The organism is Alteribacillus sp. YIM 98480, from assembly GCF_009765375.1.
In the GTDB taxonomy this organism is placed as follows: domain Bacteria; phylum Bacillota; class Bacilli; order Bacillales; family Marinococcaceae; genus Alteribacillus.
The window spans coordinates 110,895-133,637 of sequence record NZ_VTOK01000008.1; the positions used below are offsets into that span (position 1 = coordinate 110,895).

General features: G+C 40.2%; 22 protein-coding genes. 3 read left to right on the plus strand and 19 right to left on the minus strand.

Features of this window, described 5'->3' with window-relative positions; genetic code table 11:
• Positions 1-53 precede the first annotated feature (53 nt).
• The 11 genes from FZF09_RS11750 to FZF09_RS11800 all read right to left on the minus strand — a co-directional run bounded on the left by FZF09_RS11750 (position 54) and on the right by FZF09_RS11800 (position 10,792).
• Entirely contained in the window at positions 54-413 is a 360-nt protein-coding gene (locus tag FZF09_RS11750) for a flagellar protein FlaG (RefSeq protein ID WP_158736785.1), read from the minus strand.
• Positions 414-480: 67 nt separating this feature from the next.
• Positions 481-717 carry a hypothetical protein gene (locus tag FZF09_RS11755; protein WP_158736786.1) on the minus strand — a complete coding sequence of 79 codons (237 nt, stop codon included), beginning with the start codon at positions 715-717 and terminating at the stop codon, positions 481-483.
• A 54-nt stretch (positions 718-771) separates the two neighbouring features.
• Entirely contained in the window at positions 772-972 is a 201-nt protein-coding gene (locus tag FZF09_RS11760; protein WP_158736787.1) for a YjfB family protein, read from the minus strand.
• A gap of 90 nt (positions 973-1,062) precedes the next feature.
• Positions 1,063-1,950, minus strand: coding sequence for an RpnC/YadD family protein (locus FZF09_RS11765; RefSeq protein ID WP_158736788.1), 888 nt, complete (start codon positions 1,948-1,950; stop codon positions 1,063-1,065).
• Positions 1,951-2,248: 298 nt separating this feature from the next.
• Positions 2,249-5,023 (minus strand): ZmpA/ZmpB/ZmpC family metallo-endopeptidase-related protein, encoded by a 2,775-nt coding sequence (locus tag FZF09_RS11770; RefSeq protein WP_158736789.1) that lies wholly within the window; start codon positions 5,021-5,023, stop codon positions 2,249-2,251.
• 245 nt (positions 5,024-5,268) lie between these two features.
• Complete coding sequence (locus FZF09_RS11775; protein WP_158736790.1) at positions 5,269-6,660, minus strand: MFS transporter; 1,392 nt, start codon at positions 6,658-6,660, stop codon at positions 5,269-5,271.
• Positions 6,661-6,776: 116 nt separating this feature from the next.
• Positions 6,777-7,319, minus strand: a complete 543-nt coding sequence (locus FZF09_RS11780; RefSeq protein ID WP_158736791.1) for a cucumopine synthase-related protein — start codon at positions 7,317-7,319, stop codon at positions 6,777-6,779.
• The gene (locus FZF09_RS11785; protein ID WP_158736792.1) at positions 7,300-7,737 is read right to left on the minus strand and encodes a hypothetical protein; all 438 of its coding nucleotides are present in this window, start codon (positions 7,735-7,737) and stop codon (positions 7,300-7,302) included. Before FZF09_RS11785 ends, FZF09_RS11780 begins: the two co-directional genes overlap by 20 nt.
• 25 nt (positions 7,738-7,762) lie before the next feature.
• A complete protein-coding gene (locus FZF09_RS11790; RefSeq protein WP_158736793.1) occupies positions 7,763-9,259 on the minus strand; it encodes a sodium:solute symporter family protein in 1,497 nt (498 codons plus the stop codon).
• A gap of 16 nt (positions 9,260-9,275) precedes the next feature.
• Positions 9,276-9,554, minus strand: coding sequence for a hypothetical protein (locus tag FZF09_RS11795; protein ID WP_158736794.1), 279 nt, complete (start codon positions 9,552-9,554; stop codon positions 9,276-9,278).
• Positions 9,555-9,655: 101 nt separating this feature from the next.
• A complete protein-coding gene (locus FZF09_RS11800; protein ID WP_158736795.1) occupies positions 9,656-10,792 on the minus strand; it encodes an aminotransferase class V-fold PLP-dependent enzyme in 1,137 nt (378 codons plus the stop codon).
• Between the two features lie 226 nt (positions 10,793-11,018).
• On the opposite strand from FZF09_RS11800, the gene FZF09_RS11805 reads away from it, so the two are divergent.
• On the plus strand, positions 11,019-11,723 hold the full coding sequence (locus tag FZF09_RS11805) for a Crp/Fnr family transcriptional regulator (RefSeq protein ID WP_158736796.1): 705 nt from the start codon (positions 11,019-11,021) through the stop codon (positions 11,721-11,723).
• 25 nt (positions 11,724-11,748) lie between these two features.
• On the plus strand, positions 11,749-12,117 hold the full coding sequence (locus FZF09_RS11810; protein ID WP_158736797.1) for a hypothetical protein: 369 nt from the start codon (positions 11,749-11,751) through the stop codon (positions 12,115-12,117).
• 155 nt (positions 12,118-12,272) lie between these two features.
• On the opposite strand, the gene FZF09_RS11815 is transcribed toward FZF09_RS11810, so the two are convergent.
• Together FZF09_RS11815 and FZF09_RS22795 are read right to left on the minus strand one after the other, a co-directional pair.
• Positions 12,273-12,413: a hypothetical protein gene (locus tag FZF09_RS11815; RefSeq protein ID WP_158736798.1), complete on the minus strand. Its 141-nt coding sequence runs from the start codon at positions 12,411-12,413 to the stop codon at positions 12,273-12,275.
• Between the two features lie 220 nt (positions 12,414-12,633).
• Entirely contained in the window at positions 12,634-14,127 is a 1,494-nt protein-coding gene (locus tag FZF09_RS22795) for a flagellin N-terminal helical domain-containing protein (RefSeq protein ID WP_304503064.1), read from the minus strand.
• 730 nt (positions 14,128-14,857) lie between these two features.
• Between FZF09_RS22795 and FZF09_RS11835 the strand changes: the two genes are divergently transcribed.
• Positions 14,858-15,499 carry a YczE/YyaS/YitT family protein gene (locus FZF09_RS11835; RefSeq protein WP_158736799.1) on the plus strand — a complete coding sequence of 214 codons (642 nt, stop codon included), beginning with the start codon at positions 14,858-14,860 and terminating at the stop codon, positions 15,497-15,499.
• Positions 15,500-16,109: 610 nt separating this feature from the next.
• Here FZF09_RS11835 and FZF09_RS11840 read toward each other — a convergent pair.
• From FZF09_RS11840 to FZF09_RS11865, 6 genes are all read right to left on the minus strand, one after another.
• Positions 16,110-17,237 (minus strand): glycerate kinase, encoded by a 1,128-nt coding sequence (locus tag FZF09_RS11840; protein WP_158736800.1) that lies wholly within the window; start codon positions 17,235-17,237, stop codon positions 16,110-16,112.
• A 15-nt stretch (positions 17,238-17,252) separates the two neighbouring features.
• The gene (locus FZF09_RS11845; RefSeq protein ID WP_370514457.1) at positions 17,253-18,155 is read right to left on the minus strand and encodes an AEC family transporter; all 903 of its coding nucleotides are present in this window, start codon (positions 18,153-18,155) and stop codon (positions 17,253-17,255) included.
• 187 nt (positions 18,156-18,342) lie between these two features.
• Positions 18,343-19,317, minus strand: a complete 975-nt coding sequence (locus tag FZF09_RS11850; protein ID WP_158736802.1) for a 2-hydroxyacid dehydrogenase — start codon at positions 19,315-19,317, stop codon at positions 18,343-18,345.
• On the minus strand, positions 19,314-19,991 hold the full coding sequence (locus tag FZF09_RS11855) for an RraA family protein (RefSeq protein ID WP_158736803.1): 678 nt from the start codon (positions 19,989-19,991) through the stop codon (positions 19,314-19,316). The genes FZF09_RS11850 and FZF09_RS11855 overlap by 4 nt, the downstream gene beginning before the upstream one ends.
• Before the next feature lie 72 nt (positions 19,992-20,063).
• Entirely contained in the window at positions 20,064-21,524 is a 1,461-nt protein-coding gene (locus tag FZF09_RS11860) for an aldehyde dehydrogenase family protein (protein WP_158736804.1), read from the minus strand.
• A 38-nt stretch (positions 21,525-21,562) separates the two neighbouring features.
• On the minus strand, positions 21,563-22,726 hold the full coding sequence (locus tag FZF09_RS11865; protein ID WP_158736805.1) for an iron-containing alcohol dehydrogenase: 1,164 nt from the start codon (positions 22,724-22,726) through the stop codon (positions 21,563-21,565).
• Positions 22,727-22,743: the final 17 nt, after the last annotated feature.

The following is a 22,743-nucleotide window of genomic DNA, read 5'->3' on the forward strand; positions in this document are numbered from 1 at the left end:
ATTTAAAGAAAAAAAGAAAAAACAGCTCCGAAAAAGGAACTGCTTCACGAAACCTATGCTTTTTCGTCAACTAAAATACCTACCTGCTCCAGCATCGACGCGACCATATCTAAAAACTTTTCAGGCGGAATTTCTCTCACGATTTCTTCGGTTTCACGCTCGAGCACCTGAACATAAATACGGTCCAAATCTTCATGCACATTGAATTTCAAATCCGTGTAGCTTGCTTCGAGCATTTTATTCATGCCATCTGCCTGCTCCTGCAGTTCTTTCGGATCAAGCATCGCGGCCCGGTGATCTTTGGCAGCGTGCTGAATTTCTTCTGTCATCGAACGCTCGGATGACTTTCCTTCAATAAAAGAACGAGCAGAATGGATACCCTCTCCATTCGCTCCTGATACGGAAAAACCCATTATCCCATCCTCCATTCCCCCATAGGTTTTTACTTATATCGGTTAAACGAGATAAATATTTAGATTATTATGTATTTTTAATGGAAATTGCCCGTTCCCGTACCATTTTACGTATACGGTCAATCGATACCCCGGTGGCATTACTCGTTTCGATCATTGTCGCCTCTTGGGTTCCTTTTACATACTGCCTCACTTTCACAAAATCCTCCCGATAGCTCGGAAAACAATCAGCACATAAGCCCGCCCCCATATTAGGGGTCAGTTTTCCGCAATCATCACACCAAACTTTATGATTTTCCGTCATGATTCTAACTCCTTTAAAAGCCTTCCCCGAAACACGGAGAAGGCGGATGGCTTCTTAAACCGAAAAATCGACAGAACTGCCTTTGTGCGGTTCAGCCGCTTGCTGAACAGCCTTGCCACCAGAAGAATCCAGCATCTTGTCCACAAATTCTCCTTGCTGTTCCCCTGTTTCCATCGCCTGCTTCATCACAGACATACTAGCCTGCTGTTTGACTTGTCCCTGGCTCATCGCCATTGACATTGCACCAATATCCATGTTTCCACCTCCCATAGTCCAAATTCATGCATGTACTTTTTATTTATATCGACATAACTTGTCATAGTTAAAATGTAAAATTCTCTGCTTTTATTTTAACGTGTCATCGTTTTTCTTTAGACTTTCTATCTTTTCCTTGGTAAGCCCAGTCACTTCCGAAATAATCGCTTCATCCATTCCCTTTTTCACCATATTTCTAGCTGCTATTTCTATTCCTTCTTCTATTCCTTTTTCTATACCTTTTTCCATTCCCCTTTCCAAACCTCTGCGCTCATAGGACACCATCACTTCCATTATTTCGTCTCCTTCCTTGTCTTTCATCTGTTTCACCTCTTTGATTAATTGCTCTTCTTCCGGCGGGGTGAGGGTGAGGTAGGTTTCGAAAAAGCCAGTGATTAATGTTTGGCTTGCCGGATTTATGTTCATGCGTACAATCATGCGCAAAAACTCTTTTTTTACTTCAATTCGTTCGTCTATAGTATACCCCATTTTGGAAAGTAAGGCAGCGGCTACGGGATTGTTTGACCGAATATAACGACGCCAGTTTTGTTGTTTTAACACAAGTGTGAGAAAGCGAAATTGAAGTACATTGACAAAAGGAAAAGAAACTTGGAAAGTGTCGGGTTCATCCCGGATATGATCGTAGCTGAAAATAGCAATGGGAAGAATCTTTCGGCGGTAGGTTTCATACAAACGGCTGAAGTAAAGAAACATTCGTTCATTGAATTGATGTTGTACGTAACTTTGGGGCTCAACATGGATAATGATAAGGGTATCTTCCCCTTTTAACCGCGTCTCAGCCAACAAATCAACACGATACGTTGCGCCTTCGGTTACGTCTGTGAATAGCTCTTCGGAAAGAAAACGGGTATCTTGAAAATCAATCATTTCATAGACGTCGGGGAAAAATAACAGTATAAACTCTTCAAAATAGTTAAACAACAGCTCTTTAAATAAGCGGTCATGATCAATGGGCATAGCTTTATCTCCTCCCAATAAGGAACATATGTTCTTATAAAAAGAATATAATATACACTTTAAACAGGCAAGAAAAAAGAAAGCCGAATGTATGTTAACCCCTAGCAGAAGATGCTATATAGAGAGGAGCTGATGTGTTAAATATAAGAAACATCTAATAGGGTTTGAATAGAACTGTGATTTGTGTAAATTGAAGTATTTCTTTACCTTTTTAAAGTATCGTTCCAATGTACTATCCTACATTTGCAGCAAACTAGAAAAAAGACTCCAGCATAAGCTGAAGCCTTTGATCACTCTATTAATCTGTTACGGTGAACGTAACGATAGCACCTTGAGTAAGATTGCCGCCGTCTTCTCCTTCTATGTCTTCCATGAGAAACATTTCATATTGACCCGGTACAAAAGAATCATCGTGATGGACAAAAATTCGGTCGCCGCTTGCTTCAATTATAACATCGTTCACGCGATCTTGATGCTCATTAAAAATTCTCACGTTATTGGTATTCACTGTATCACTATTCAGCGCTTCTGTAAATTTGATCGTTACGGTACCCTCTGGATTCAAGTTGTTATATCGTGTCATTTCCTGAAAGCCTGCTGTTTCACTTTCGTCTGGGTAGGAAGAATCCGTATTTTCATCCTGATCATCATCTTCCCAAATAAATCGTAAGTAAGAGTAAGCACTCACTTGATCCTCTTCATCGTCTTTTTGGAGACGTACGCGTAAATAAACGGTATCGGTTTGGTTTAACTCGATATTTTCATCATATTCTGTCCATCCATCGGCCTGGGTATAATATTCTAATACGAGATCATCATGATTGTCTTCATAAGAAGCGGTGATCTGAATTGGCTCTTCTTGAGATGCTTCGACATAAACCGATTCTCCATTTTCATGATCCAAATCAACAGAGCTTCCATCATCGGTATAAGTCATGCTGGTAAATTCTGGTTTCGGTATAGAATCAATGCCAATGGAACTGTCTTCGATTTCATCGCCTTCTCCGTCGTGCGGAATAATTTCATAATTATACATTTCCATCGGATCTATTGGATGATCTACGTAGGAATGTAGACCTTCACCATCCTCATCTTTCACATAAATAGTCTCTCCGTCACGGTTCAGCTCATAATAAGCCGCTCCAGGAACCGGTTCCCAAGCAATACGGATGAAATCAGACCCTATTTCAATGCCAGGGCCAGCTGGCTCTTCTAAATCTTCTGGCTCTTCTACCGTAGGTTCATCTGGAGGATTGCCTGGGGTACCGGGATCGTCAGTACCTGGCCCTTCATTTCCGCCTCCGTCGTCGTTTCCACCATTATCATCGTTTCCACCACCGCTATCGTTTCCGCCGCCGTCATCGTTTCCGCCGCCGTCATCGTTTCCGCCGCCGTCATCGTTCCCGCCGCCGTCATCGTTTCCGCCGCCGTCATCATTTCCGCCGCCGTCATCGTTTCCGCCGCCGTCATCGTTTCCACCGCCGTCATCGTTTCCACCGCCGTCATCGTTTCCACCGCCGTCATCATTTCCACCGCCGTCATCATTTCCACCGCCGTCATCATTTCCACCGCCGTCATCACCCGGTCCTGGTTCCGGCTCGACATCTATTGGATCCCCAGTCGTTCCGTCACTAAAAATCGGTTCCACACTATATTTGTTCGTTTCACCCACTTGCGCATTTTCATCTACATAAAAAGTGTTTTCTACAACGGCGACTTCTGCATCATTTTTAAATACACGATATTCTTCCGCTTCGTCACCATCATCGTTATACATAGGCAGCCAATTAAAAATAAGTTCCTGATGCACATATTGATTAATCCATTCGCCCGTTTCAGGGTCATACTCTACTCTTGCCGGGTTGAATTCCAGATAAGGCAGTGTCTCTTCTTCATCAATACCCCATACATTGGAAAAAACAAAGCCTGTATCAGAATAAGTTGACTCTTCCAGTGCTTCTGTCGTATCTATGGTATCGATCATATAGGAGGAATGCCCGGAACCTTCTGTTTCTGACAAGGCATAGACTCTTGAGTATGTTCCACCTGTCATATCGCCAAATGTTCGTCCGACTTTACTGTCTCCCGTCACCTCAGGATTTAAGGCAAACGCACGAAACACGGAACCATCCAGCTCACCTACAAGTCCCCCTGCTGTTTCACCCCCATCAATATTCCCTGTAGAGTAGACACGATTAACACTAAAGTCATCAGCGAAACCGACAAGTCCACCAACTTTTTCTTCTCCTGTTGTATCTCCAGTAGCGTATGCATTGTCTAGGGCGGCTCGATAACCTCTTCCGATCAAGCCTCCAACATTTACTTCACCATTTGCCTCCCCAATAGCAAATGCCTCTTCCATATTAGAATTAGAACCGCGGAAGTGTCCTGCCAATCCGCCTACTTGATTTGTTCCAACGACATCTGCAGATGCGTAGGATTCATAGACTGATGAAGTATTACTGTCTCCAATCAGACCGCCTGTATCCGCTTTTCCTTCTACTACACCTTCGCTGACAGAAGAGTTACGGACCACCGAATTATTGTAAGCAAATCCGATTAATCCGCCTGTATTATCATTTCCTCGAACGGTGAGATGATGAGCAGATATATCATTGATGGTTGAGTTATTCGCATACCCAGCCAAGCCTCCTGTATAACGATGTCCTTTTACATCCCCATGCTGAAGCGTAAAGTTTTCAATAGTTGCACCTTCTATGTAACCAAACAAACCGACGTTGTTTGTCGATTCGTCAACGGTTAAATGACTGATCACATGACCATCTCCATCAAGCTCTCCTGTGAATGGGTCAGATGAGTCACCGATTGGCTCCCAGCTTTCTCCAAAAAGATCAATGTCCTTACCTAATTTATAATCTCCGTTCAGATCGTTTTCCATATTTTTCAAATCATCGACATCATTAATAATAATATGGTTATTTGCTTCAACTACTTCTTCAAAGCTGCTATCCGACATACTTACAGCAGCCGGTACAATAACAGCTGCCGACAGAACAGCTGCAGTATATTTAGCTGCTCTCCGGTAAAATCTACCTTGCTTCTTTTTCCCCATATGTTTCCCCTCCATATAAACAACTAAAGACCTATAATAATATTACACTATCTTCATCTAATACAAAAGTCTCAAATGACAAAATGTAACTTTTTTCGCTCCACCTTTTATCCGATAACATCCAGGCCTCTTCTCTTACATGATGAGCGGATATAAACCACTCTTCAGGCATGCAAATAGACCGCAACCTAGAAAGCTGCGGCAAAAAATTATTTTGAAACCGGAAGATACGAATTCCAAAGCGATCATTCTTGTGTGATTGTTTTTTGCAAAAAATAATGGATAATGAAAGCCACAAAAGAGAGCAATGTTAAAATAAGAAAGGTATCACTGTACTGTACACCTTCCCCTCTCCAGAATAAGAGTAGAGCATTCTCCCGTTCGGAGAGCGTATTTAATAGTTTACCCGTTACAGTAGCTCCAAACGCACCTCCAAAAAACTGCATAAGCTGAAATCCTCCCATCCCAACACCTACCTGATTTTCCTTTAGATACATAGAAAGATACTTAGGTATTCCTGTATTTGCCGATGAAAAACTAAGCATCGATATCATATAAAACAATAATACCGACAAAGAAGAGTGGTACCCAAAGCTGGAAAATAACAAACACGACAAGCACAAAAACAACATACTGATTCTTAGAATGATTGCCACTCCAAAACGATCAAGTAAGCGGGCTATAAATAATGCAGCCAATGCAGATCCAATTGCCCCTGGAAAAATAATAAGTCCAATTTCCTGGGCTGAAGACTCGAAAAGATTAGCCATCATTAAAGGAACGATAAACATAACGGAAAAATTAATAAAAAACACTAAAAAACCGAGCAGAACTGAAAGAATGTATCTTTTATCCGTTATTAAATTTTCAGGAATAAAGGGAGATTTTTTCACTTTTCGTATATGCAGACGGAAAAACAACCAGCAAACCGCGCCGAAAGCAAAAAACCAGGAACCGCTTATTACAATCAGCAAAAGTGATATAAGTCCGGCAGAAAACAATAGCAGGCCGACTATATCAAAGGAGGTATCCGAATTTTTTTCGATGGGAAGGTATTTTACATAAACAGGAATCATGACTGCAGCTGAAGCTGTCATCAAAAATAAAGCAGACCAGCCTAAATAGTACGTGACTAAGCCGCCTAATAAGGGGCCAAATCCCATACCTAATATAGCTGCTGCATTCAATTTCCCCATTGCCAATCCACGCCGGCAAGACGGAATATATATTGTGGTTAAAACCATCCCCAGGCCGGGAATACAGGATGCCCCTGCTGCTTGAATGAGACGAGCCAGAACCAATATAAAAAAGTTAGAGGCCGCAGCTCCGCTTAAAGATCCAACCCCAAAAAGAATCAGTCCAAACGTTAGCAATGAACGGATAGAGAAACGATCAGATAATCTTCCATAACAGATCGAACCAATAGCAAAAACAACAGAATAGCTCGTTACTATCCAGGAGGCTGCAAACGGCGTGAGAGAAAAATCATTTGATATATCAGGGATGGCGATATTAAACATAGAAGTATTCATTACAGTAACGATAAAATTAAAACATAGAGCAAAATAAACAAAGCCTTCTTTTTCTATCCTTTTCTCATCCGTACTGTTTTCAACAAGAGGTTGTATGCCCCTCACCTTCTTTTTAAAAACTCCATTTTGAAGACTAATATGTAAAAGAATTATAATGATAAACACCGGTAGGTAAACACGTTCCTACCGGTGATAGCAGCTGCTTTGTGTCCAATTAAAAGTCAGCTCTTCTTCTCTTTTTGTGTGAGCTTTTCATACAACTCTTTATACTCCTCTGGATTCTTTTGTTTAAAAAACATGGATAGCGACCAAGGAAAGATTTGGTGGAGCCACATTTGATAACGGTTTGTTAACGTGAACATGCTTTTCGTTATTTTTAAAAATTCATCTTTTGTTTCTACCTTCTCAACTAGATCATAATACTCGTCTAAGAAATTAGCGTAGGACGGGAGACCGAAATATCCAATGACGCCGCAATCGATTGTAAGCATTCGTTTTACCATCAAACGTAAATGTATCATTTCAAACTCCTGTTTCTTCCCTAAATCTATTAAATCAGCAAAAATATGAATGGCTAGTGTTCTCATTTCCCCGCTCAGCATAACTAATACTGAAAAATATTGATTATAAATTCCCGCTCCTGAGGGTAGACATCCGTTTTTTAATGCAAAAACATCATGCGGCTCCTCTAACCAAATATGATCAATTTCCGCCTCCACTTCTTCAACGAATTTTAATGTTTTATCAAGCGTAATGATGATCACCGCTTTCTCTCATGAGAACTTGGATATAATTTTCAGAGTATAAAAGATTATGCCAAACTTTCTCTCCGACAGTACACAATTTTTCAATATCTTCATCAATCACTTGTGCAATCGGAAGTGCAGATACAGGTTCTGTCATCGGCCCATAGCTCATGGCGATATATTGAAAGTCCAATTCTATATTAATTCTGCCAAGAGGCTGCGCGTTCATTTTTTCATATTGAAAGGATTTGGAAGAAGGAAGCAGCCGGTAAGGAAAGTACATCTGTTTCCCAGCAACGACTGCGTGGCTCTGAATGCTTTTAAATGGCAATGTATCTCTTATCTCCGCACATAGGTCTGCATGAAATTCAGTTAATAATCGGGCGCGTATGGTCTCATGTAATAGAGGCCATGATAATTCGATATCGTGACGCATAGGAAACGTACTCCTTTTGTCTTGATTATAGTTTTAACATTTGTTTTGCTTCATCAGAATCTAAAAATCCATGGAATTGACGAATCAATCGCGCTGGCTGCGGCCGCGTGAGAAGACTTACGATAATAAAAACAAACGTATTAAAAATGAGCGCCCAAAAACCCGGCATCATATTAAATAAATTAATACTCCCCAATTCAAACCACACGATAATAACCGATCCCACGATAAACCCAGAGAGTGCACCAGCCTTTGTGGCTCTTGGCCAAAATAACGCCCCCACTAACATAGGAAAGATTTGAGCCATCCCCCCAGTAGCTAAGGCAATTAACATTGCCAGTAATGGCGGCTGCTCTAAAGCGGCATACGCTGAAAAAACGAAAATAACTAATATGGCTAAACGTCCTACCATTAATAACTGTTGTTCGCTAGAATCTTTTTTTAAAGTGTTAAAAACATCCCGGGTAAGCAGCGCACTAGAAGCATGCAACTGTGAGTTTGCCGTTGAAAGCATAGCTGCTAAACCACCTGCACAAATAAGGGCTGCGAGGATAGTCGGCGTGTGTTCAAACAAAAACCTCGGAAAAATTTCATCAGGATACTCAACACCTGGGTGTAACGCTTTTGTCCCGATACCAAACCATACATAGGAAATATAGATCCACACAAGAAACAAAGGAGACAGCACTGCTACCCACTTTAGTACACGAATAGAAGTAGCAGAAAACATTCTCATAATCACGTGCGGGGCAGCTACACTTAGACCAATAGTAATGATAACCGTCCAGGAAAATGCCATTGGTAAAGTGAAATATCCTGGCTCTCCAGGCAGAACCAGCTGTTCAGGTGCAACCTCAGCTACTGTTTTCCATGCTTCATTCGGTCCTCCAAACATGATATTAGTGAGCACCCAGCAGCCAATAACAATAGCAAAAAACATAAAAACACCCATAAAAATATCAGTCCATGCTACAGAGCGCATGCCGCCTAGATAAACGTACACGAGAACAACTAAACCTAGAATAACTGCACCCCAAGTGTATGGAACAGACCCGAAAGTGACAAACTCGGTAATCCAGCCTGCACCGGCAAGCTGCAACTGAACATACGGAATCACAAAAGCTGCTAAAACGATACCTGTTATAATTTTCAAGAAATTACTTTCATAAAAAGTACCTAACAAATCTCCTGGAGTATAAAACCCATATTTTTTTCCTAACAGCCAAACGCGGCTGCCGAAGATATACAACAGAATAGCTCCTAACGTTTGTGTGTAAGGGCCGATAGCCCAATACGCAATACCATGCTGGTATAAGAATCCTCCTGTCCCTAAGAATGCGGAAGCGCTGTGATATGTGGCAGTATATGTGAAAAACAAAGCGAAAAACCCAAGCGTTCTGCTAGCTACAAAATAGTCACTGGCAGTGGAATCAAGTTTTCGGGCCCAGCCAAAAATACCAATGGAAAGGACAATAAAGGTAAAGAGAACGACAATCAGTATAGATACAATTGTTTCCTCCACATGTTAACCCCCTTATTTAAACCCACAATTTTTTTGCTGCAATAATTCCTGCTGCCATGATGACGTGCACCCAAAACGTCAGCCACACATAAGAAAAAGGCATACCTAAAATGAAAGGCTCTGCTATATTAAATACCATTAAACCAGGATAAACCATCAGAAAGGCAAAAAAGACAATAGTCGAAAGCACCCAACCTAGTTTTGTTCTTGGGAGTAAATACGTGTGTTCTTTAATTAAAAGATCAACATTCTCGTCTTCTTGAACAGGAACATCCTTTTCCAACTTGTTCGCCAAAGAATTAACCCCCTTTATGATGGTAAACACAGGCACCGTCAGTGATTCATCGTATGGATACCTCTCCATGCCGACTATGACATGGTCGAACTCCTCCTTCGTTAGAGATTTGTGGTGAAATCGGCAACTGCTTCTACTGCCGTTATCACCTCCTCTTCCGTATTGTAAAAATGAGGAGCGATACGTAAAACATCATTTCTAGCAGAAAGGATAATATTTTGTTTTAAAAGACGACTCTCTGCCTCAGAAGCATTGTTCACTAATATAGCTGTGTTAGACCCTTTTCGTTCCAGATCTCTTGGACTTTTGACTTGCAGCCCTCGTTTATCTGCTTCTTCAATAGCGATCCCGGATAAGTATTGAAGCCTCTTTTCTACCTCATCCATAGAAAACTTATTTAATACTTTTAATGCAGCCTCTGCAGCAAACCCATTAACCATTGGAAATGTTCCCGTATCAAACCGGACGGTACTGTCGGCATAGTCTGTATTTCTTATGTCAAATAAAAAAGGATTTCTTTGACCAAACCAACCGGTTATTTTAGGTGTTAGTGATTGTGCTATCTCATTTTTTATATATAAAAATGCAATGCCTGGTATGCCCAATGCATATTTCTGCAGGCCTGTTGCAAGCATATCTATGTTCATTTTCTTCACATCGATTTCACATTGTCCAAAAGATTGATAAGCATCGACGAATAAATAAGCACCTTTATGATGAACGACATCTGCAATTTCTTTTAAGTGTTGTTTGTAGCCATCATAATACGAGACATGAGAAGTGCTGACTAATAAGGTGTTCTCATCTAACATGGTGTTATAATCTTCTTTGTCTATCCAATCGTTTTCTTTGCCTTTAATAAATGTGACATCAAATGAATCTCGGTGCGACTGCCAAACATGACCGATAGTAGGAAAATCAAGTTCTGTAACTAATATTTTCTTTCTATTGTTTTTGATCAAACTCGTTGCAATACTAGAAGCGGCATGAGATACACTGGATACGATAGCTACTTCCTTTTTATCTGCATTAATCATTTTGGCAAATGACAAACGAGCGTTTTCACACGCTTGCATCCACCCTTTCCAATCCATCCCATTTACTTCCCATGTGCGAAAATAATCATTAACTGCCTCTTTTACCGATACATGCATTGCACTTTGTGAGCAGCTAGAAAGCTGAATTTTCTCTTTAAAAATTGGAAAATTCAGTCTTTCGGTACGAAATGCTTCTAGCATATAATCACTTCCTTTCTGAAGGGGGAAGAGAATTAAATGAACGTATCGTTGCATAAGGTAATAATACAATTATGAAACGAGTTTTATATATTTTCTGTAAACTGCTTTACATTTTCGTTCAAAACACTCCCAAGGTCTTTCTGTATTTCTACTTTTAAATGTTTTTATTTGATGATAGTATTTATTTACTATTTATAATTTTCAGTTAAATTAGAGGGGGGATAACATGGTTAATGAAAGTACGAAAAGAACGGAACTATTATACAAATTAGCACCGCCATGGTATCATAGCCGGTTTGATGATTTTCGATCAATCTTTACTAATGCCCCAGAAAAAACCTACAAGAAAAATGAAATCATTTATGTACAAGGAGACATGAATCATTATATTTATTTCATTGTCGAGGGACGAGTCCGCATGTCTCTTTTTGACCAGGCAGGGAACGAAAAATCGGTCATTATATTAAACCCAGGAAGTATTTTCGGTGAAAATTGTGCGCTCGAACGTCAACCAGCTCTTGTAACTACCACAACTAATACACCTTGTCGGATAGCTTTCATTCACCGCAATGACTTTCTAGAAAAAATTTTTAAAGATAGAAATTTAAATGAAAGACTTATTTATAACTTAACGGGCAAGTTGAATGCTATGATTAAGCATATTAAAGAAATTAGCTTTATGAATGCCAATGAACGTATTATGACCTACCTCTACAAATTATCTGAGGTATACGGGCATGACACTGACAGGGGTCGTAAAATAACCATAAAATTCACCCATCAAGAAATGGCTGATTTATCAGGTATATCCCGGGTCAGTGTATCTAATATCATGACATTATTAGACAAAGCGGGAACTATTAGTAAAACGGATGGCTATTACTATATTAATAATGTGGAGCACTTAAAAGAATGGATAAAAGAAGAATAATATAAGGCGGAAAGGAGATGAAATAATGGAAACACCTAAAGACGTGCTTCGACCTAAAGCTCAACCTCCATTCAGAGTGTTGATTCAGTTTGAATCTACTGGATGGTTTGATACAACATCAGAAGAAAAAAATACTACACTTATACCTCAATTGAAGGAAATTTTTGAGGAATGGAAATCTGGTGATGCGACATTGATTGGAACCATTGACGCAGACCTGTTCTCCTCAGGACCAGGCAACAATATCGGGTGGCATGCTTGTTTTCTGTTTGAAGTTTCTGATCTCCAAACCATAACTAATATGACGCATGCATTCAGGGAAAGAGGACTTGATCGTTACTTTCGAGTAGAAGCCATTATTGGAAGATCATTTCCTTTACTAGAAGACAAATAATGTACTTCATCCTGCCTTCGAGGCAGCAGGTTATTAGTGATCACACAGCCGCGGTCCATACACCCAACATGAATCTAGCCTGCATGTATTTTTGGCAGAGAAGAGCTTGTGGATAAATTTGTTTTAAACAACCAATTAACATCAACTAGTTTTTATCACTCCTGACAATGCTGCATAAGAAAAGCGCAAGCGCCTTGCTCACGAGCGACAAGTCCTGGAGGGTCGGCATATGGAAAGCTGATCTTTGCTTTCCATTGACGGACCGAAGGAATCTCGAGCGAGTAGGCGCTAGACATGTAAAACGCCAAATATTTATAGTTTCTTACCTTTTTAAAAAACTCGGTTTGCCACCGAGTCCTTACGTGCCGTAGTTTTACTTATACTTTGATCCTTTAACAAAGAAAGTTAAACATGCCTAAAGTAAAACAATTTTTTCGGAGTCTTTAAGTACAGAATACAAATGATCCGTCAGCTGTTTTGGTAGTTGGAGATATTAAGGGAGTAATCTATCCTCCCTTATTGTAATAACTGCAAGATCCCCTGCGGCAGCTGATTGGCTTGGGCGAGCATGGCAGTTCCTGATTGATTTAATATATTATGTTTTGTAAACTCAGTCATTTTTAAGGCCATATCTGAATCACGTATATTAGATTCAGAAGCGGTTAAGTTTTCTCGATAAACTCCTAAGTTATTGGTTATATGTTCTAATCTATTTTGATACGTCCCCCATTTTGCTCGTTCGCTTGAGACTGTTTCAATCGCTTGATCAATACGTTCTAGCGCATCTTCTGCTTGAGAGGGATCAATAACCTGCACGTTGTCCATTCCTAGAGATTTGATCCGAGCATCGGTTAATGCGACCTCAAATTGTTCGCCTTCATTTGCTCCAATTTGAAGTAGTAAATCTGGAATATGGATGATATCATTATTTCCTGAAACATCATTCCCAATAGAATCTCCAATAACCTCTAAATTCTCTTCAAAATCACCTGATATATCGTAGTACCGCTTCTCTTCTTCATTATCTGTATTTGTAGAAGCCAATTCTTTTAATTTCTCATATCCCTCAAGCGTACTATTTGCATTAGATATGATAGAAACTTGTATATTTTCTTTTTTTAGTTCTTGACTCACTTGTTCCGAAGTATAATCAGAACCACCTGTGGTGTCACTAGTATGGTTAGGAGCATCTGTAAGTTTAATCAATTGTTTTGAGGCAGTATTTCTATAGTCAAAGCTTAATGCCCCATTATCATTATCCATTATTGCTTCTAAACCAGATTCTTCCGTGTCTCCCCCTCCGAAAGGATTAATTTCACCCAACTTTGTATCTAATTCCTCGAGATCTGTGGTAAATTCACCGGAAGAAAAGTTAATTTTCGTTACTGGAGTGGGGTCCTCTATATTTATGTCGGAATAAGTTACTAACCCAAAGCGGACATCGCTAACTTCCTTATCTAACCGCTGTTGAAACGCTTGTAAATTTTCCCGCACATTCGTAATGTGAGAACCCATACTTCCCGTACGGTCAATCACAAATACAACGTCTGCTTCACCAGAGTTTGATGGCGGAGATCCCTCTTGAACAGCCTGACCTTTAATTAATGGGCGGACACCGTTAAAGTCGGTGTCATGAGCAACGTCATCAATGCCTTGCTTTAATTGATCAATTTCTTTTTGAATGTTCTTTTTGTCGTTTTCTATTAATGTATCATTTTTTGCTTGAACCGTAAGCTCCCGCATCCGCTGGAGCTGCTCGTGAATTGCAGTCAGTCCGCCTTCTGCGGTTTGAATAAGCGACACTCCATCGAGCACATTTCTTTCTGCTTGAGACAATCCGCGAATTTGAGAACGCATTTTTTCAGAAATAGCTAATCCGGCAGCATCATCTGCTGCACCATTAATTCGCATACCAGAAGCAAGACTTTCTTGAGTCTTGGATAGTTTTGTTTGATTCTGTTGTAGATGCCGATTTGCATTCAGTGCTGGAATATTATGATTTATCTTCATGTGTCTTTACTTCTCCCTTAGCTCCCGATAAATAAGTCTATGATACTAGGCATATTATAACCTAACACTAACCATTGTCTCAACAATTTAGGATATATTTGGAAATATCATTTTAATTATTTCTAGAAAGTTTTGCATAACAATACTCTGCAAAATTATGGTTTAATTTCTTATGTCTGAATGCATGCTCAACTGGCATCTACGGGTCGAAAAATCTTCCTTATTAAACCTCATTTCTTCTAAATAACAGAACCAATGTCCGCAGCGTAAAGACTCACGATTTCAGATAAGTATACTGCTTCCAAGCAGCTGAAAAACTTCAGAAACAAAATTATGTATGCTGTCCTATTAGAGCTCAGATGAATAAAAGCAGACGCCAGCGTGTATCTAACGAACAACATGATTTATCACAAATTTGCGCTATTAAACTCCACATTCATGCCACCGTTGAATTTTCAAAATAGATGCAGATTTGTTCAGTGCTTATGGTGACGGGTATTACTCCTCTCCGTCACTAGTTTTTGTGTCCAAAAATATATTTATCCCCTTTCAAGTGACCTTCCTGACACAAACCTTCTATCATTCCATTTAACCGACAATTCATCGATTTATGTCAAATAAAATGAATTTAATCATATTAACTCATTATTTCTTTTTATAACGTATTGTATCTATCTATTACTCAATGTTACACTTTAAAAATCAAAAATTTCTTTGGGGGTGATGACCATTGTTGGGTTATCGAATCTTCTTATATCTTGCTGGGATGATTATTAACTTTCTCGGTGTCGCATTAATTGTAAAGTCAGATGTAGGAGCTGGCTTTTGGACCGCCTTTTTTGTCAGTATTACGGAACACGCGGGAATGACGGCAGGGTTTTGGTACGGTTTGTTTCAAATGATATTTATTTTCGTCAATGCTAGGCTGTTAGGTTTTCGTCCTGAATGGGCAGCTATTGTTCCCCTTGTACTAGAAGCCATTATTTTAGATTTTTGGCTAGAAGTGGTCTTTCATTCGGTCCATTTGCAAACTGCCCCGATTCTTACAAAATTCACTGTTTTTAGTTGTGGACTCCTGCTCGTAAGTCTTGGTGTGGCGATTTACATTCTGCCTCGTTTTACAAAAGCACCCGTCGATCAATTATTTTTATCGATGAGTGAAAGATTTGATTGGAGTGTGAGAAAATCACAAACAATATTAGCACTGATGGTTACAAGTTTAGCGGTACTGCTTGGCGGCCCTGTTGGCGTCGGCACGATCATTACCACATTTCTTCTAGGACCACTAATACAATTTTGGCAAGTAAAAGTGCAGCATTGGTATACCCCGCCGATCCCAGAAACGTTCATTACAACCGATCCCTCACAATAAACCATTAAAAAAGGTAAGCTTTATTCACGCAATGAATGAAAGGCTTACCTTAATCACTTTCCTTATCTCCACTTATAAAGAAAACTTAGCTTTCCGCCTTTTTGCTTATGCTTATGCCTTTAACAAACCTAATCATTAAGCAGTCCTTATATCCTAATAAAGAAATAGAATAATATTTTCAGCTGTTGACTTACTTATAGGACGTATTGCTTAATATATCTCAAAAAAACTGCCTTCCACTTCGGCAACTCCCATTTTTCTCTATGCAATTTTCCTTAATTATGATTATAACCGGCGGATTCTTTCTGTCGGAAAACGGTCCTCTGAGGTTGAAAAACCGTAGAGAATGGTAGCACGAAGAATAGGTACGTTATATTTTTATTTCCTTGTGAAGGGGGGATTCGGACATTGAAAATAGTGTAAATCCATCGTCGTCGAACGAAATAGAAGAACAGATGTCCGCACAATTTTTCATAATTCCAGGTTTAGGTGATTTGCTGGGGTAAATATGTCCTTGTGCACTCCAAATAGAAAAAGGGACCGGCCTCAAAAGTCAGTAGCTGATCGACCACTGGGACCGTTCCCCATTTTTCAAATATCCCACTCTTTTTTAGAGCCGGTAAACGTTCATGACATTTCTTACTGTTTCTTCTATCAGTCTATCCGTTTCGTTCATGGCTTCCTCTAACGTTTTTGGTTCATCTAATATACTAAAACAAGCTTGAATACCATGTTTCTCTAATTGTTCATACCCGTGAGCTAAACTGCCAGAAATACAAATAACCGGAATCCTTGTACGTTGAGCACGTTGTCCTACACCCATCGGGGCTTTTCCAAAAGTAGTTTGCTTATCGGTCTTCCCCTCTCCCGTGATGACCAAATCAGCTCGTTGCAATTCTTTTTCTATTTCAATAACTTCAAGCACAATATCAATTCCAGGTCTTAATTCTCCGTTCAAAAACGCTAGCAGTCCACCACCAAGGCCCCCTGCTGCCCCTGATCCAGGAACGTCAATGATATTTATTGACAGCTGTTCTTTTATCATATTTGCATAATGCAAGAGAGCCTTATCAAGTGTCTTTATCATATCTGGTGCCGCTCCCTTTTGAGGTCCATAAATCTCTGAAGCACCATTTGGTCCGCATAATGGATTGGTCACATCACAAGCAACCATAATCTCTGTCTGCTGAAGACGAGGGTCCAGATTATCCGTAACAATCTGGTCTAAATACAGCAGGCTTTCCCCTCCCGCAGGAAGTTCCTCTCCATTTTTATCTAAAAATTGAATGCCTAATGCAGAGGCCATACCAGCTCCTCCATCGTTTGTGGCGCTTCCGCCAATGCCTAGAATAACCTTCGTACAGCCATGATCAAGTGCTGTTTCAATGAGCTGTCCTGTTCCGTAAGTACTTGCTTGTAATGGATTTAAACGATTTTTTTCTACTAAAGGTAATCCAGAGGCTTCAGCCATTTCAATGACTGCAGTCTTGCCATCACCAAGGATTCCCCATGTCGCTTCCACCCGTTCACCTAATGGTCCTTGAACGGCTGTTTTAAAAAAGGAACCATTTGTACCCCGTACGAGAGCATCAACGGTACCTTCTCCTCCGTCGGCAAGAGGCATCACCTTCACACTTGCTTCAGGGACAGCTGCTTCGACTCCCTTTTTTATCGCAGCACCCACGTCTGGAGATGACAAGCTGCCTTTGAAAGAATCTGGAGCAAGGATAATTTGCATACTTTTCACCTTCTTTTAAGAAAAATATAATTGACTCAAATAAATCACAGCTGTCATCGTAAACATACTTAAAATGGTAGAAGATAAGACAATTTGTGAGGAAAACTCCGGCTGGTTATCATATTCTATTTCTAACAACACAACATTTAAGGCAGTCGGAACCGCACTAGAAATAATAAAAACTTGCGCCATCACACCAGACATCCCCATCACATAAACAAGCAGAAATGCGAGAACAGGCGATATAATTAACCGAATGGTATTGACACCAAGTACTTGTTTTAGATCAAACTTCCATCGAATCGTTCCCAGCTGTAACCCTAAAGTGATTAAAGCGATAGCAATAAATCCATTTACAATATAATCTAATGGAGTAACAACTGGTTCAGGAAGAGGCACGTCCAAAAGATGAAACACAACACCTAGAATCATCGCATAGATAACTGGCATGTGGGTAAGCTCCATGAACAATTGTTTTTTAGATTTCATACTTGAGTTGATCGTGATCATCCCAAATGTAAATGGCAAGGTAGTCTGAATAACAACCATAATAATCTGAATAGAAAATGCTAGATTATTATTGGGGAACACGAGCATAATCAAGGGCAAACCATAATTTCCAGTATTATAAAACATCACACTATTGATGATGGTCGGAACTTTTGCGGCTTCCGTCTTTCTAAACTTTATATATAAAAGCGTGATGACTATTAAAGAGAAATAAAGCAGAAAAAGAAAGAGAAAAATATCACTTAATACAGATAGCGAAATGTCGATACGATAGAGTTCAATAAAAACAAGAACAGGAATATAAACGGTAAATAAAAGTTTTGAAAAAATCTTTACATCAAAGTGATACTTTTTTGTAGAATCAGTCCGATCGATACGAGAATAAATAAAGGTATAATATTCGAGTATAAAATATGCAAAAAGATAACCAAAAAATCATTCCCTTTTTTATAGAAAAAAGTAAACGGCTTAACACAGTGAATTTCTGCTAAACAGTTGTACTTTCAGCAATAACGGAGGAGAAAAAGACAACTGACTAGTTACAAATCCATTTATATGCCCATGAAAAGAGAATCAAAGAAAATCTTTGATTCTCTTACACTCGTACTTCATTCACCAAATGTGCAGGTACTTCATCGTTGAGCCCTTGAAGTAAATGATCAGCAGCCATTTTTGCCATATTGAGACGAGTATGTTTACTCGCACTGCCGATATGAGGCAAGGCAACGACATTCGGCAAAGTCAAGAGCGGATGGTCCGGAGAAGCTGGTTCTGTTTTAAAGACATCTAACCCTGCAGCCCAAATTTCCCCGTTTTTTAGGGCATCATAAAGAGCATCTTCATTCACAATTCCTCCCCTTGATGTATTCACAAGAACAGCTGAGCTTTTCATCAGCGCCAATTCCGACTCATTTATCAAGTTTACTGTTTCTGGCCGGTAAGGAGTGAGGACGCAAACAAAATCCGATTCTCTTAATAATGTTTCTTTATCAGCAAAGGAAATATCTAACTCTTCTTCTGCACGCATCTTACGACTCCGGCCGTTATAAAGCACGTTCATACCAAAACCATTGGCTCTTCTTGCAACAGCTTCCCCTATTCTTCCCAGACCGATAATACCAAGAGTTGCCCCGTAAATATCCTGCCCGGTCAAAAGCATCGGAGACCATGTTTTCCACTTACCCTCTCTCAAATAGTCGGAGGACTCTATCAAGCGCCGGCTCGCTGCCATGAGAAGGGCAAACGTTAAGTCAGCGGTTGTCTCCGTGAGAATTCCCGGCGTGTTCGTCACCATGATGCCTTTTTCACTTGCCGCTTCTACATCAATGTTGTTATAGCCTACTGCCATATTGCTAATGATTTTAAGATTGTTCGCTTCACTTAATAATTCAGCGTCTATATTTTCTGTTAATAAGCAGTAAATTCCCTCGACGTCTTGTATCTCTTTTTTCAAAATGTCTCTTGGTACAGGAGTATCTTCTTTGTCCCACATTTTCACTTCACATGAAGCCTGGATTATTTCGAGGGCTTCCTCTGGTATTTTCCTTGTTATATAGACTGTTGGCTTCATACGCCTTCACACCCTTTTTTACGAAGCGTTTCATCTACCCAGCTTCGGTCAACCGTTCTATTTTCAATTTGTATCATCGTGTTTTCTTCCATCTTCTGTGTCGCTTCTACTTTTTCTACTAAATCCTCGGCTTGATCTAAAGGCACAACAACTAAGCCATCCATATCTCCGACAATAATATCACCAGGATGAACGACGACACCGCCCAGCTGTATTGGTACATTGATCTCACCTGGACCATCTTTATACGGTCCACGATGGATCACTCCTTTTGCGTACATCGGATAATTCATTTCCCGGATTTCTTTTGAATCACGAATGGCTCCATTAATAACAAAGCCTTCTACTCCATTTCCCTTCGCTATTCGTACCATAATTTCTCCCATGATTGCATTCGTTACGTCTCCACCAGCGTCTACAACAATCACATCTCCTGGAGAAGCTTCATCAATCGCTTTATGAACGAGCAAATTGTCGCCAGGTCTTGTCTTTACGGTATAAGCAGACCCTGCTAATGTCCCGTGTGTATGAATTGGGCGAATGGATGCATCTACACTGTTTAATCGATTCATATTATCGGAAATATGGGGCGTTACAAATGTCTTATATTTATCAATCAGTTCTTGTGGTGCCCGTTTTTCTAAAGGTAAAATACGAAAACCTACATTAACCATATCATGTACACTCCTTTACTTCTAAAACCGGTTTCAGAAACCGGTTTTAGAAGAGCTTAAAAAAATATATTTTTATTGATGCTGTATATACGTCACTTTTAATTCTGTATAGAAATCTTTATTTGTTCCTCCAATAGAATAAGGACCTACTCCTGAATTTTTGACACCGCCAAACGGCATATGTCCTTCACTAATCGTTCCATTGTTAATATGAATCATCCCAGAGTCTACATCTTCCATAAAACGATAGCCAAATTCCATGTTATCCGTAAATACCGATGCAGTTAGTCCATATTCGGTGTTATTGCTTACTTCAATAGCTTCATCGAGGGAAGAAACACGAATGATAATAAGAACGGGTCCGAAAATTTCTTCCTGAGCAACTTTCATATCCGGAGTGACACCTGAAATAACAGTAGGTTCAAAGTAATGTCCTTTGTCATACTCGCCGCCTGTTACGCTGCGGCCGCCGAGAAGAATATGGGCACCTTCATCTTTGGCCGTCTCCATATATTCGAGCAACGTGCTGCGGGCACCTTCATTCACAACGGGGCCAACTTTTGTTTCAGCATCCATTCCTGGGCCAACTTTATATTCTTTTACTTTTTCTACGATATGCTTTTCCAGTTCATCGGCATGTTTATCCAAAACAATGACACGGCCTATCGCTGTACAGCGCTGTCCAGCATTGCTGTAACAACCACCGACAATTTGAGTAGCTGCACTTTCTAAATCATTAAAATCAGCCACAACAGCCGGGTTATTTCCACCGAGTTCTAGTTGAACTTTCGTAAAAGTTTTCGCGGCAGTTTCGTAAATATTACGTCCGACTTGAGTGGAACCCGTAAAGGATACACCTTTGACTAATTCATGTCCGACTAGAGCATCTCCCACTTTTCGGCCTTTTCCAATCACCAGGTTGACGGTTCCTTTTGGCAGTCCTGCTTCCTCTAGTAATTCAGTGATGATAACGGAAGTGAGCGGAGTTTCCGTCGCTGGTTTTAGGACAGCGGTACAGCCGCAAACAAGGGCTGGAATGACTTTACGCAAAGGAGTTAATACTGGGAAATTCCAAGGTGTAATCGCTGCAACAACACCAATAGGAACACGTACAGCCATATTAAGTACCCCTCTTCTGTCACTAGGTAAAGTCGTCCCATCTAGACGCACCGCTTCCCCAGCGACAAATCTCATCTCACTAACACCTCTTGTCACTTCAGTCACCGCTTCTTTTAAAGGTTTTCCTTGCTCCTTACAAAGAACTTCCCCAAGACGTTCTTTGTTTTGGTCCAGCAATTCAATGAAACGATAAATGTAAGCAGCACGTTCAGACGCCGGTACTTTTCTCCATTCTGTAAAGGCTTTGTGGGCACTTTGCACTGCATGGTTCACATCTTCTTCTGTTGATAGAGGAAACTTTCCGACGATTTCATCTTCGTTAGCAGGGTTTGTTACCTCATAAACTTCTTTAGATGTACTTTCCGCCCATTCTCCATTAATGAAATTTTTATAACTTGTCGTTGTGATTGCCATATCGATGCACTCCTTTTTATATAGTAAAATGTTCCGCCTTATATGGACTTTCTAACAATTTCTTTCAAACCTTCGATAGACGGTTTTCGAGGATTAACGGTACAATTATCACTGCCAATCGATCCTTCTGCAATATAATCGAGATCGTCTTCTGTTACACCGTACTCTCGCAAACCTGCAGGAATACCTGTATCCTGATTTAACTTTTTGATGGCCTTCACTGATAGTTCAGCCGCCTCATATAATGGAAGTCCTTCTGTGTTTTCACCAAAAATTTCCGCGATTTCTTTATACTTTTCGGCATTACCAACCAGGTTATATTCCATCACTTGCGGTAGTAAAATGGCATTGGCTGTACCATGAGGAACGTTAAATTTAGCACCAAGCGGCATGCACAATGCATGGGACAAACCTAGTCGAGTAGGGTTGAAGGCAGTTGCTGCAATGGTACTTGCTAATAACATGTTATAACGTGCTTCCACATTATCCCCTTGGTGTACAGCCTGGCGAAGACTTTTTGAAATCAAGCGCATACTCTCTCTCGATAACGTTTCAGAAATCGGCTGAGTTGCTTTGTTAACAAACGATTCGAGCGCGTGCGTCAATGCATCGATCCCAGTTGAAGCTGTCATTGGTGCTGGCAGAGACAATGTAAGCATCGGATCACATAAAGCCATCGTCGGTGCAACCGTTTTTCCGCCAATTCCGAATTTCCCATTATTTTCTTTATCGGAAATTACAGTCCAAATGGTTGCTTCACTGCCTGTACCTGCTGTTGTTGGAATACAAATAGTTGGGATGCTTTCATGAGGAACTTTTTCTAAACCAGCATAGTCTGTAATATCTCCTTCATTATTCATCATCACCCCTACTGCTTTTGCGGCGTCTTGGGCACTTCCACCGCCTACACCAACAACAAGGTCTGCACCAAATTCCCTAGCTTTCTCCGATACTTTTCGTATCGTCTTTACATCAGGCTCTCTTTCAATATCCCAAAATGTATCATAGGAAATGTCTGCTTCCCGAAGCGGAGCTGTTACTTTATCTAAAATCCCAACATCCTTCACGCCGGGATCGGATATCACTAATACGTTAGAACCTTGTAATTTTTTTATCTTCTCTGGCAGCTGTTCAATAGAATGGTTGCCAAAAACAATTTCCGTTGGTAATTCATAACTGAATACTCTACTTAACAAATTCACGAAGATTCCTCCTATAA